Consider the following 12299-nt stretch of genomic DNA (forward strand, 5'->3'; position numbering starts at 1 on the left):
GGGCCGTGATTCTGGCTTCTCCCCTCATGCCCATGCGTCCATGACCAACACCACCCTGACGGCCATTCCCGGTTTCCGCGTCGGTCACTGGACCGATTCAGTCGGGTCGACGGGCTGCACCGTGATCCTGTGCCCGGACGCGGGTGCCGTGGCCTCCGCGTCGTTTCTGGGGCCGAGTCCGGCAACGCGCGAGGGCGTGCTGCTGTCTGCCGAGAAGAAGGTGGAGCGCGTGCATGCCCTGCTGCTGACGGGCGGCAGCGCCTTCGGGTTGGCGGCGGCGTCCGGCGTGGTGCGCGTGCTGGAGGAGCGCGGGGTGGGCCACCAGACCCCGTTTGCCCGCGTGCCCATCGTTCCGGCGGCGGTGGTCTACGACCTGGGGGTGGGCGATCCGCTGGCCCGTCCGGGCGAGAAGGAGGGAGAGGCGGCGGCGCGTGCTGCCTCCTCTGAACCCGTGCCGCGTGGCCGGGTGGGCGCAGGCACCGGAACGACGGCTGGCAAATATCTGGGTGGCCCCGGCGCGGTGCCCGGCGGCCTGGGCAGCGTCATGCTGGAGCGCTACGGCGTCTCGGTGGGTGCGCTGGCTGTGGTGAATCCGATCGGCGATGTGCTGGACGAACATGGCGGCGTCCTGGTGGGGCCGGGAACGGGGCCGGGCGCCGTGTCGTTTACCCCCGGTGACGTGGAGAACACCACGCTGATCGCCGTCGTCACCGAACACACCCTGAGCAAGGCTGATTGCCGCCGGCTGGCCGACGCCGCGCAGACCGCGCTGGGCCGCGTTATCCACCCCAGCCACACCTACTGGGACGGCGACGCGGCCTTTGTGCTCAGCAGCGGCACGCTGCCACCCGCCGATCCTCTGCTGCTGGGCGCCCTGGTGCAGGAGGCTGTCTGTGCGGCCGTGCGCGACGCGGTGCGGATGGCCAATAGCTTGGGTGTGTAGGATACTCATGTGAGTACAAGTCAGCGTGATGCTGTCCGTGGGCTGCGCCGGGTCATTGGTACGCGAGCTGTCAATTTCGTCGGTGCCGCAGGCCTTGTGGTCAACCCACGCGGCGAACCCCTGCTGTTGCGGCGCGTGGGGGCCGGGCACTGGGGCCTGATCACCGGCATCAGCGACCTGGGCGAGGCACTGGAAGACACACTCAGACGTGAGGCCCTGGAGGAAACGGGGCTGAGCATTGGTGCGGTGAGGTTGCTTGAGATGCTCAGTCCCGCCGGACTGGCCCAGGTGGCGAACGGCGATCAGTTCTACAGCTACACCGCCCTGTTCCGTGTGACTGAATGGAGTGGAACCCCGGTGCCCGACGGGGTGGAAATCGCGGAGGCGCGGTTCTTCAATCTCGCCGATCTGCCCCCTCTCAATCGGCTGGGCCGCAAGGCTCAGGAGTGGTTGGCGTGAATTACGTCCGTGATCTGCGGGCCCTGATCGGTCACGCGCCCGTCAACTGGGTGGGGGTCTGCGCGCTGGTGCTCAATGCTCACCATGAGGTTCTGTTGCAACGCCGCACTGACACCGGGGACTGGGGGACCCTGGGCGGCATTGCGGAACTGGGCGAGGCCTTGCCCGACACCCTGCGCCGCGAACTGCGGGAAGAGGCAGGCATCGCGCCCATCCGCTCTGAGTTCCTGACCGTGATCAGCGGGCCGCAGACGTACCAGAAACTGCTCAATGGCGACGAGTTCTATCAGGTGGTGGCCGTCTACGTGGTGCGCGAGTGGGAAGGCGTTCCGGTGGCGGACGGCGAGGAAGGCACGGAGCTGAGATTTTTTACTCTCGATGACCTGCTGCCCGCTCCGCTCGGGCCGGTGGACCGGGAAGCCCTGGGCCTCTTGCGGGCGTCGCCTGGTTGAGCCTCATCCACTCCGGCTCAAGGTCAGCCGCGCTCCCACCAGCCTGAAGCCCGCCCGCTCCACATTGCGCTCACTGCCTGTGCCGGGGGTAACGAAGACGCTGGCGAGGTCCGCTCCCCCCTGTGCGGCGGACTGCAGGCGGTGGGCCAGCAACGCGGTCTGGAGTCCCTGGGCACGAAATTCGGGGAACGTGGCGGTGCCGTGAAAGGCGGCGATGCCTTCGCTGGGGCTCATTGCGGCGGTGGCGGCTGGCCTGCCGTTCAGTTCTGCCACGAAAAGCCGTGTTCCGGGCGCCTGCGCCACCACCGACATGATTTCTTCCGTCCCCGGCCCGAAGCCCTGAGCGGCCAGGGCGGCCCAGGTGTCGGCCTCTTCCTCCCGAATGTCGGTGTCAGGAACGGCGGGCAGGTTGGTCAGATCGTGAATATAGGCGTGTAGCACATAATCCAGCGCGTAGCCGCGCTCCTTGAGCAGTGGCAAAATTGGAGCGACGAAGGCCGAGAGCAGCTGAAGGGTAGCGGGCTGCCCGTATCGGGTGCTGAATGCCTCGAACGCGTCCAGCTCCTGGTGTGTGGGCGGGCGAGTGCCGTCGTGCCAGGCGGAGTCCAGGGGCAGATTCGGCCCGGCGTGGACCGCCACCAGCGGGCCAAACTGCGCCGCCTCGCCCGTTCGCCCATAACGCCTGTGCGCTGTGGCCTCCGCATGGGCCAGCCGGGTCAAGACTGCTGTATTCATCCCTCCAGCGTAGCGCCCCGCATTTGTCCCCGCCTCCGCCCGCTAGCTTAGGCAGCATGACCGACGCCTCAGCCCCCAGTCTTTCCCGCGCCTTCGTCTCCCTGATCGGGGCTGGTCCAGGCGATCCCGGCCTGCTGACCCTGCGCGGTCAACAGGCACTGCAGCAGGCGGACGTGGTGCTCTTCGATTACCTCGCCAATCCCGAGTTGCTGCGGCACTGCCCGGACGCCCACACCATTTACGTGGGCAAAAAGGGATTTTCCGAGTACATCACCCAGGAGCAGATCAACGCACTGATCGTCAGGTCAGCGCAGGAGAACGGCGGGCAGCGGGTGGCCCGGCTGAAGGGTGGAGACGTCTTTGTCTTCGGGCGTGGCGGCGAGGAGGCCGAGGCGTGCGCGCTGGCGGGCGTGCCCTTCGAGATCGTCCCCGGCGTGACCAGTGCCATCGCTGCCCCAGCCTACGCCGGGATTCCCGTGACCCACCGTGACGTGGCCCGCTCCTTCGCGGTGCTGACCGGCAACACGAGAGAAGGTGGAGCACACTACGAGCGCCTGTCCGGTGTGGACACGTTGTTGCTGCTGATGGGTGTACGGAATCTGGACAGTATTGCCGCAGAACTGATCGCCGCCGGCCGTGACCCGCAGACCCCCGCCGCCACCGTGCAGTGGGGCAGCACCCACCAGCAGCGGGTGGCGACGGGCACGCTGGAAACCATCGCTGGGGTGGTCAGGGACGCTGGCCTGGAAGCTCCCGCCGTGACGGTGGTGGGCGAGGTGGTCAAGTTGCGCGGCACCCTGCGCTGGTTCGACAACGCACCGACCTTCGGCGGTTCCCTGAGTGGCAAAACCGTGGCCGTGACCCGCACCCGCGACGGCTCCAGTGCCCTCAGTGACGTGCTGCGGGCACGCGGCGCGGACGTGCTGGAGGTGCCGCTGATCCGCTTTGAGGCGGCCTCCGATGGGGGAGAGGCGGCCCTGAACGCCCTGCGCGATTTCACAGGCTGGCTGCTGCTGACCAGCAACAGGGCGGTGACAGCTCTGTTCTCGTTGCTGGACAGCGCAGGACTGGACGCCCGCGCCCTGGCGGGGGTCAGGATTGCCGCCGTCGGTCCCAGCACCGCCCGCAGCCTGGCCGAGCGTGGCCTGCGTGCCGATTTCGTCCCGTCCACCCCCGGAGCGCGCCACCTGGGGGCGGAATTGCCGGTCCAAGCAGGAGAGGCCACCCTGCACCTGACCTCTCAGCTGGCGGAGGACGAGTTGCAAAGGGAGCTGGAGGCACGCGGCATCGGCTACACACGCGCCGAGCTGTACCGCACCGAGGCCGCCACGCCAGAGAAGAACAAGCTGGAGCGGCTGAAGACGGCTGCCGTTCTGACCCTGGCCTCCGGCAGTGCGGCGCGGCACCTGGCACAGCTGGCCGGCGCAGACTTCGATCCCCTGAACATGCCCGTCGCTGCGATGGGGCCGCAGACCGCCGACGCCGCCCGTGAGGCAGGCTTTACCCGTGTGACGGTGGCGGACACCGCCAGCCTGGACGCCCTGGCCGATGCGGCGGAACGGGCGGTGCAGGGCAGGGCCGAGTAAGAGGTGTCCGTTCCTGTCAGCCTCACGCCCGCCAAAACCCTGAGACGTGCTATACTCCCGCCTGTTGTCTCGTCCGCCGCTCAGGTCTGTCCCTGACGACGCGGCGGGCAGAAGAGGCCCCGGCGGCACACGCCACAGCGTTCAACGTCACGGTGGCAAGAGGAGAAATAACGACATGGCTAAACATCCCGTTCCCAAGAAGAAGACCAGCAAGAGCAAGCGCGACATGCGCCGCAGCCACCATGCGCTGACCGCTCCCAACCTGTCCGAGTGCCCCCAGTGCCACGCCAAGAAGCTCTCCCACCACATCTGCCCCAGCTGCGGCTACTACGATGGCCGTCAGGTGCTGGCCGTCTAAGCAGGAAAAACCTGAAAAGAGGCTCCCCACGTGGGAGCTTTTTTCGTCTCTTCCTTGAGCGTTCTGCCATCCGTACTCTGCGGGCGGCGCGTTATGCTCCCCATCATGAGTCTGACATTCGAGGAGAAGTTGCAGAATTACGCGCGGCTGGCCGTCCGCGTTGGTCTGGGTCTGCATGAAGGCCAGCGCGTGCTGGTGCAAGCCCCGGTCGACACGGCCCCGCTGGCCCGCGCGGTGGTGCGCGAGGCCTACGCGGCGGGCGCGTCCTTCGTGGACGTGCGCTGGGACGACGACGCTGTTCAGCTGGCCCGCTTTGAGCTGGCGCCGGACGGCACCTTCGGCACCATCAGCAAGTGGCGGGTGGACGCCGAGATCGAGACGGCGGGTGACGGCGGCGCGGTCATCGCCATTCGTGCCACCAACCCCAACCTGCTGGGCGGCGTGGATGCCGAGCGCGTCGCGACGCACCAGAAGGCGCTGGCCGCTTACCGCAAGCCCTACACCGAGCAGGTGATGACCAACCGCCTGAACTGGAACCTGATCAGCGCCCCGATTTCCGACTGGGCGGAACTGATGTTCCCCGACTCTGCCGCCGACGAAGCCGTGGAAAAGCAGTGGGACGCGATCTTTGCCGCCACCCGCGCTGACAGGGAAGACGCGGTACAGGCGTGGCAGGAGCATCTGGCGACTCTGCAGCGCCGCCGCGAGGTGCTGAACGCCAAGCAGTACTCCGCCCTGCATTTCAGGGGCGGCGAGACGGATCTGACCGTGGGCCTGGCAGACGATCACCTGTGGGGTGGCGGTGCGGCAGACACCCCCGGTGGGATCACCTTCACGGCCAACATTCCCACCGAAGAGGTGTGGACCGCTCCGCACCGTGAGCGCGTGGACGGCGTGGTGGTCAGTACCAAGCCGCTGTCGTACAACGGCACGCTGCTCGACGGCATCCGCATCACGTTCAAGGACGGACGAATTACCGGCGCCACCGCCAGCACTGGGCAGGCCACCCTGGAGAAGATGATCGACACCGACGAGGGCAGCCACCGATTGGGTGAAGTGGCCCTGGTGCCCAACAGCAGCCCGATCTCCAGGTCTGGCCTGTTCTTCTTCAATACCCTGTACGACGAGAACGCCGCCAGCCATATTGCGATTGGCAACGCCTACCGCTTCAACGTGCAGGGCGGTGTGGACATGAATGTGGAGGACTTCAATGCAAAGGGCGGCAACGACAGCCTGACCCACGTGGACTGGATGATCGGCAGCGGCGAGATTGACGTGGACGGCATTGCCAAGGACGGGACGCGCGAGCCCGTGATGCGGGCAGGCGAGTTCGTCATCTGAGCTGACAACAGTCCGAATTCAAAACCATGCAGACCGCCTGATTTGAAGCGGTCTGCATGACTGTCTGCCTGCCCTGGCTTGTTCGAGTTGCCGGGGCCAGACCTTGGTTCCACGGTCAGTATGGGTGAGGCTGTGTTGCGTCCGTTGCCTGACCTTCCAGGCAGCGCCTAGTCAAGTTCACGAGAAGGTCCAGCCGTGTCCCAGCTCTGGGCAGCAATTTCGACGTGTCTTGAGGGTGCAGTGGCACCCAATGCAGCTCAGGCTGGCATATGCACAGTGTTTAAGGCAGCAGGTCTGCCTCGTCTAACAGGAAGTCCACCGCGCCGCTGCCGATCTCGTAGTAGCCGCCGATCACCTGAATCTGGCCTCTGGCCTCGGCCGCCCGGATGACCGGTTCCTGGCGCAGGGCATGAACCTGATGGCGCACGTTGTTCAGTACCGCCTCGCGCATGCGGGCCTTCTTGTCGCGGATGCGGGGTAGGCCCTGCAGGCTGGGAGCGATCTTGTGGATGATGCCCTGGAGATTTTCGGGCTCTTGGGCAATTTCCTCGGGCGAGAGCAGGGCGGCGGCTACCGCGCCGCAGGACTCGTGACCCATGACCATCACCAGATGGACGTCCAGGTGCTCGATGGCGTATTCCAGCGTCCCCAGTCCTGTCTCGCCCACCACATTGCCCGCCACGCGAACCACGAACAGGTCGCCCAGCCCCACGTCGAAGACCAGCTCAACAGGCACGCGGCTGTCGCTGCAGGCCAGGATGGCCGCGTAGGGCGTCTGACCCATGATCTGCGCGCGGCGCTCGTTGACGTCCAGCTCAGGGCGTCCGCTCTTGCCACTGAAGAAACGGGCATTGCCATCCTTGAGGGCCTCAATGGCCCCAGCAGGGGTCTGGATGTCGGTGTGATGGCGCAGGGCCGCGATATCCGCCATGCTGGCACCCCGGCGAATGGCATCCAGGATGCGCCGTTCCAGCTGGGCGGTGGACAGCTCGGTGGCCTGCGGAACAGTTGAATCGGTCATCGCCCCTGATCTTATCCGCTCTATTCTTGGAACATGACCGATCCGTCCCACACCCTGCCGGCTCAGGAAATGGACCTGGGGGAACTGCTCGAACGCTACGCGATGCTGCGCGACACCATCCAGGGTCTGGAAGCCGAGCGGGAGGCGCTGGGCGCGCAGCTCAAGGCGGCCCTGGCCGGCGGTGAACGTGCGGAGACGGAGCTGTACCGCGCGGTGCTGAAGGTGTCGCGCCGCGTCGAGTACCCATTGGACCGTTTTCGTGAGGTCTTCGGCGACGCCGCCGCCCTTGAAGTTTCCACGGTGGACCGCAAGAAGGCCGATGCCCTGGCCGGAGCCGGCGATCTGGACGCGGAACGCTTGCGTGAACTCGCTGTGGTGCGTGAGATTCAGGTGTTGAACCTGCAGCCCAAAACGCGCTGAGACGGGCCGTTACAACTGGCGATTTGAGCTGTTTGGGGCAGCGTTACATTGACCGGCTCACCCAAATCCAGAGTCGGGCGGACTTCACCCGCTGTTCTCATGACGCCTGTACCTTTCAGGGAACTGGCTTGCGTGATCCTTCATCTGCCGCCGCGTGTTCTTCTGCCCATGTTCTTGATCCTGGCGCAGGCGTACCCTGACCCGCGTGACTCCGCCCACCACCGCTGCTGCTTCCTCCTCCTCGAACCAGGCCGCGCTGGACCGGGCCCGTAAGCTGGCCACGGTGGGATTGATCCTGGGCGTTTTTCTGAACGCGTTGGAATCCAGCGTGGTGGCCAGCGCCATGCCCAGCGTCATTCAGGACCTGCGCGGCCAGGCGTTGTACGCGCTGCCCTTCGCGGCGTACCTGCTGACCAGCACCGTCTCTAGCCCGTTGTGGGGCCGGGGCTCAGATATTGTGGGGCGAAAGAAACTGTATCTGGCGGGGATGGCCCTGTTCCTGCTGGGGAGCGTCCTGTGCGGCGCGGCGCAGAACATGGGCTGGTTGATCGGCGCGCGGGCTCTGCAGGGGCTGGGCGCGGGGGCGCTGCTGTCCATCGCACTGACCATTGTGGGTGAGTTGTACACCCTGGAACAGCGTGGGCGGGTGCAGGCCTTCTTCAGCGGCGTGTGGGGTATCAGCGGTCTGGTGGGGCCGCTGCTCGGCGGCTGGCTGACCGAGACGTGGTCCTGGCGCTGGACCTTTTTTGTATCGCTGCCGTTTGGTGTGGCCGCGTTCTGGATGGTGGCGCGTTACCTGCGCCAGTCGGGCGAGCGACGCGAGGCGAAACTGGACTGGGGCGGCGCAGCGCTGTTTACTGCTGGTAGCGGAATGCTGATCTGGGGACTGGAGTTAAAGCAGTGGTGGGCGGTGGGGGCCGGTATTCTGATTCTGGCGGGCGCGCTGTGGGTGGAAAGCCGTCACTCCGCGCCGTTGCTGCCCATGTCGTCCCTAAATGACCGTGTTCCACGCGTGGCTTTTGCGGGCAATCTGCTGGCGGGTGCAGCGTATTTCGGCGTGATTGCCTACTTACCCCTGTATGCCCAGGGGGTGACAGGCCGGGGCGCGACGGCAGCAGGCGCGATCCTGACGCCGGCGCTGGTGGGCTGGACTTTGGCGAGCATCCTGGCCGCGCAGCTCATGCGCCGCATTCCGCTGGCGCGCATCTCGCAACTGGGCTTTGCGGTTCTGGTAGTGGTCTTTGCCGCGCTGACGTTTACAGTCCATTCGCCGCTGTGGGTCACCTCTGTGCTGGGCTTCGTTGTCGGTAGCGGCATGGGCTTTTCTATGCTCACCCTGTTACTGTCTGCGCAGGGAGCGGCAGGCAAGGGAGAACTGGGTGCAGTGACAAGCGGTGTGCTGTTTGCCCGGCAGATGGGCGGCGCACTGGGAGTCACGGTCATGGCCCTGCTGATCGGGGAAGCGGCCATTGAAAACGGCGGCGCAGCGCTGGCTGAGGGCCTGCGGTCCGCGTATTTCTTGGCGCTAGGACTGGTGGCGGTAGCCTTTGTCTTCACCCTGACTTTGCGGGCACGGTCTGTGGTCGAACAGAGCACGCCCACTGCGCCATAGGCTTAGAAGCTTCGGCCGTAGTCCATCCCTACTGGTGAGGCCTGATGCCTGTTCGGCTGCTAAAGCCTGTATTTCACGTTTCAGTAACGCCCCAACAGCAGAATGGTGAACAAGCATCATTGTTGTTCATCACCCTGTTGCACCAGATGCGCTAGCCGCACCTCCTGTTCCCGCCCGGCCCGCATTTATTTGTTAACAGTGAGATTGGATACCATATAATGCCGTCGCTGCTGCTCAGTGCAAGTTTCATGAGCGCTGAGACAATGGCTTCGATCTGATTGGTCTGACTGAAGTTGATGTATAGGATGCAGTTTTAATGAAGCACAGTACGTTAGAAATGCATGTTAGGATACCAACTGCAGTCAAATTTCCCTCCGCCCCTCACACTTTTTCATTAAAGGTAGGATGAATTATGTTTAACTTTTCCTCTGTCCGCCGTCCTGTTGCTATTGCCCTGGCCCTGACCTCTTCTGTCGCCATGGTGGCCTGTAATGGTCAGCAAACGCCCAAGCCCACGGGTACCATCACCAGTGTGACTGTGAGCGTGGCACCAACGAGCATTGCCAAGGGCAGCACTGCTCAGGCCACTGCCGCTGTCGTGGTGACCAACAACGCCGCGAAAACGGTCACGTGGACCAGCAGCGCCCCTGCGGTCGCGACTGTGGACGCCAACGGTAAAGTGACTGGCGTGTCCGCCGGTACGGCAGACATCACTGCCACCTCTACGGTTGATAACACCAAAAAGGGTAGCGCGAAGGTCACCGTGACTGACACGGTGACGCCCCCCACGCTGACCACTGCCAAGATCAATTTCCAGACGAGTGCAGCTGCGACACCTGCAGGCTACACGGCCAACACGGGCGCCGCTTACACTGAAGACAGCATGATTGGTTGGGTTACCGAGGCCAGCGCCGGAACTGCTACTCCCGTGCCTCTGAACCTGACCAACAACGCCCGCACCCGGGTTGTTGACGGGACCAATGTTCTGGCGGGTGCCGATGCTCGTCAGTACACCCAGATCCAGATGCAGTGTGGCACTTCTACCGATGGCAACACCTGCGTCTCCCCCTCGGTCAATACCTCGGGCGCGTTCGAATACAAGGTTGTCAACGGCAAGTACAACGTGACCGTGGGGGTGGGTGACGCTGACAAGCGCAACCTGAACAGCTCGCACTCCATCAATGTGGAAGGCGTGGCCGCCATCACCAACTTCGTCCCAATGGCCGGCACCCAGTTCAAGACGGCCACGGTGACGGTGACCGTTAATGACGGCAAAATGACCATTGACGCCAAGGGTGGCAAGAACACCAAGCTCAATTACGTTGACATCATCCCAGCTCCGGCAAACTAAGTCTGTCCGTTGACGCCTGAGCTCGACAAAGAAAATGTCCCCATAACGGGGACATTTTCTTGTGCTTACATTGCATTCTTAGTCTTCTCTCTGCTCAATCTCCTCGCCCTTCTTACTCCATTCCTCCATCTTGCGTTCCAGCGCCAGCTCTAGATCGTGGGCAGTCTGGCCCAGCGCAGTGAAATCGGCGTCAGGGGGGGCGCTGTTTAAGGCAGCCTGTGCGTTTTCCAGCTCGGTTTCCAGGCGGGCGATCTCAGCCTCAATGGCTTCCACTTCACGCTTCAGGTGCCACAAACCCTTGGCCCTCGGGGCCGTGGCCTTTGGGGCCGCTTTAGCCTCAGCGTGTGCTGCCTGCCTTTCTTCCTCGGCTTCCAGTTCGGCCAAGCTGCGGTGCTTGGCCCGGTAGTCCTCCCAGCCAGGGTACTCGTGGAAATGGCCGTCCTCAATCAGCCAGATCCGGTCCGCCAGACCCTCGATAAAGGCGCGGTCGTGGCTGACCATCAGCAGTGTGCCGTCGAAGTCCTCCAGGGCAATTTCCAGGGCCTCCACCATTTCCATGTCCAAGTGGTTGGTCGGCTCGTCCATCACCAGCAGGTTGCGGTCCTCCTGCGCCAGCTTGAGCAGCGCCAGCCGTGCCCGCTCGCCACCGGACAGGATACGGGCAGGCTTGTCGTGCTGATCGAAGGGGAACATGAAGGTGCCCAGCAGATCGTGGGCCTGGGGATCTTTCTGCACGTATTCGCGGGCCACGTCGTAGAGGGTCTGGTCGGGGGAGACGCCGCGCAGGGCCTGATCGTAGTAACCCACGCCCACGCGGGCACCAGTCAGCACGCGTCCGCGGGGATCATCGCTGCTTTCCTGGCCCAGCAACGTCCGCAGCAGGGTGGTCTTGCCTGCCCCGTTGCGCCCGATGATTGCGATGCGCTCGCCCCAGCGCACCTGCACGTTCACGTCCTCGAACAGGGTGCGGGTGTGACCGTCCTCAAGGGGAATGCGCCGCGTCAGGTGACGGGCATCCAGGACGATGTCGCCGCTACCAGGGGCATGAAAGGTGATGCGGGCGCTGCGCTCCTCCGGGGGTGGGGCGGCAGTGGCGCGGGCTTGCATGCGGTCCACCCGGGCCTGCATCGCCTTGGCGCGGCGGGCCAGCTTACTCATGCCCAGGCCCCAGATTTTCATGCGGTCCGCACTGCTCTGCAGGCTGGAAATCTGGCGGGCGTCCTGCGCGGCGCGCGCCGCCTGCAGTTCCAGTTCTGCGTCCAGCGCAGCGCGGAAGGTGCTGTAGTTGCCCGGATACGTCCGTAGGGTGCCGCCGCGCAGATGGGCGGTCTCGTTGGTTACGCGGTCCAGAAAGGTGCGGTCATGGCTGATTACCAGCACCGCGCCGGGGTAGCGTCCCAGGAAGTTCTCAAGCCACTCCACCATCACAATGTCCAGATGGTTGGTCGGCTCGTCCAGCAGCAGCACATCCGGGTTTTCCACCAGCAGCGCTGCCAAACCCAGGCGGGTGCGCTCGCCGCCGCTGAGGCTCTCGGCGAGCGTGCTTTCGCGCCCCCGGAAGCCGAACGCCAGCGTGACGGCCTCCTTACGGCTGCGGCGCTCGAAGCCCCCACGCCGGACGTAGTGCTCCAGGATTTCCTCGTGACGCAGGATACTCTCGGGCGTTCCGGCGCTCATGGCCTGCGCGGCCTCGGCCAGCTCGGCTTCCAGCGCGTCCAGATCGTGGAAGGCTGCGTTCAGTACGCTGTCCACCGTCGAGTTCCTTTCAAAGACCGGGTCCTGTTGTAAGGAGCGCACGCGCACCCCAGGCGCCCGGCGCACACTGCCCCCGTCGGGGAGGATCTGGCCGGTCAGCAGGCGCAGCAAGGTGGTCTTGCCCGCCCCATTGCGGCCCACCAGACCGATGCGGTCGCCGCCCCTGACGGCGAAAGTGACCTCTGAAAGTACGGTGGCGGGACCGTAATCTTTGATGGCGTCCTGCACAGCAACAAGCACGCCCTTTAGTATACCTTGGGTTGGTC

General features: G+C 64.8%; 12 protein-coding genes. 9 read left to right on the top strand and 3 right to left on the bottom strand.

Going from position 1 to position 12299, the window contains the following annotated elements:
• Positions 1–40 precede the first annotated feature (40 nt).
• The 3 genes from HNQ08_RS05265 to HNQ08_RS05275 are packed head-to-tail and all read left to right on the top strand — an operon-like array spanning position 41 to position 1854.
• Entirely contained in the window at positions 41–943 is a 903-nt protein-coding gene (locus HNQ08_RS05265) for a P1 family peptidase (RefSeq protein WP_184128080.1), read from the top strand.
• A 9-nt stretch (positions 944–952) separates the two neighbouring features.
• Positions 953–1402, top strand: a complete 450-nt coding sequence (locus HNQ08_RS05270) for an NUDIX domain-containing protein (protein WP_184128082.1) — start codon at positions 953–955, stop codon at positions 1400–1402.
• On the top strand, positions 1399–1854 hold the full coding sequence (locus HNQ08_RS05275) for an NUDIX hydrolase (RefSeq protein ID WP_229789705.1): 456 nt from the start codon (positions 1399–1401) through the stop codon (positions 1852–1854). Before HNQ08_RS05270 ends, HNQ08_RS05275 begins: the two co-directional genes overlap by 4 nt.
• A 3-nt stretch (positions 1855–1857) precedes the next feature.
• On the opposite strand, the gene HNQ08_RS05280 is transcribed toward HNQ08_RS05275, so the two are convergent.
• Positions 1858–2589 carry a GNAT family N-acetyltransferase gene (locus tag HNQ08_RS05280; RefSeq protein WP_184128086.1) on the bottom strand — a complete coding sequence of 244 codons (732 nt, stop codon included), beginning with the start codon at positions 2587–2589 and terminating at the stop codon, positions 1858–1860.
• A 56-nt stretch (positions 2590–2645) separates the two neighbouring features.
• Here HNQ08_RS05280 and cobA point away from each other — a divergent pair, with 56 nt between their 5' ends.
• The 3 genes from cobA (at position 2646) to HNQ08_RS05295 (ending at position 5874) form a co-directional block, all read left to right on the top strand.
• Positions 2646–4175 carry a uroporphyrinogen-III C-methyltransferase gene (gene cobA / locus HNQ08_RS05285; protein WP_184128088.1) on the top strand — a complete coding sequence of 510 codons (1530 nt, stop codon included), beginning with the start codon at positions 2646–2648 and terminating at the stop codon, positions 4173–4175.
• 175 nt (positions 4176–4350) lie between these two features.
• Positions 4351–4533 (top strand): 50S ribosomal protein L32, encoded by a 183-nt coding sequence (gene rpmF / locus HNQ08_RS05290; protein ID WP_039684420.1) that lies wholly within the window; start codon positions 4351–4353, stop codon positions 4531–4533.
• A gap of 105 nt (positions 4534–4638) precedes the next feature.
• Positions 4639–5874 carry an aminopeptidase gene (locus HNQ08_RS05295; RefSeq protein ID WP_184128090.1) on the top strand — a complete coding sequence of 412 codons (1236 nt, stop codon included), beginning with the start codon at positions 4639–4641 and terminating at the stop codon, positions 5872–5874.
• A gap of 280 nt (positions 5875–6154) precedes the next feature.
• Here the strand turns inward: HNQ08_RS05295 and HNQ08_RS05300 are convergent, their stop codons facing one another.
• Positions 6155–6895 carry a carbonic anhydrase gene (locus HNQ08_RS05300; RefSeq protein ID WP_184128092.1) on the bottom strand — a complete coding sequence of 247 codons (741 nt, stop codon included), beginning with the start codon at positions 6893–6895 and terminating at the stop codon, positions 6155–6157.
• Positions 6896–6928: 33 nt separating this feature from the next.
• Here HNQ08_RS05300 and HNQ08_RS05305 point away from each other — a divergent pair, with 33 nt between their 5' ends.
• The 3 genes from HNQ08_RS05305 (at position 6929) to HNQ08_RS05315 (ending at position 10278) form a co-directional block, all read left to right on the top strand.
• Positions 6929–7315 (top strand): hypothetical protein, encoded by a 387-nt coding sequence (locus tag HNQ08_RS05305; protein WP_184128094.1) that lies wholly within the window; start codon positions 6929–6931, stop codon positions 7313–7315.
• A 205-nt stretch (positions 7316–7520) separates the two neighbouring features.
• On the top strand, positions 7521–8927 hold the full coding sequence (locus HNQ08_RS05310; RefSeq protein ID WP_229789704.1) for an MDR family MFS transporter: 1407 nt from the start codon (positions 7521–7523) through the stop codon (positions 8925–8927).
• 412 nt (positions 8928–9339) lie between these two features.
• The gene (locus tag HNQ08_RS05315; RefSeq protein ID WP_184128096.1) at positions 9340–10278 is read left to right on the top strand and encodes an Ig-like domain-containing protein; all 939 of its coding nucleotides are present in this window, start codon (positions 9340–9342) and stop codon (positions 10276–10278) included.
• A gap of 78 nt (positions 10279–10356) precedes the next feature.
• On the opposite strand, the gene HNQ08_RS05320 is transcribed toward HNQ08_RS05315, so the two are convergent.
• Positions 10357–12273: an ABC-F family ATP-binding cassette domain-containing protein gene (locus HNQ08_RS05320; protein ID WP_184128098.1), complete on the bottom strand. Its 1917-nt coding sequence runs from the start codon at positions 12271–12273 to the stop codon at positions 10357–10359.
• Positions 12274–12299 lie beyond the last annotated feature (26 nt).

It is taken from the genome of Deinococcus humi (genome assembly GCF_014201875.1).
GTDB lineage: Bacteria > Deinococcota > Deinococci > Deinococcales > Deinococcaceae > Deinococcus > Deinococcus humi.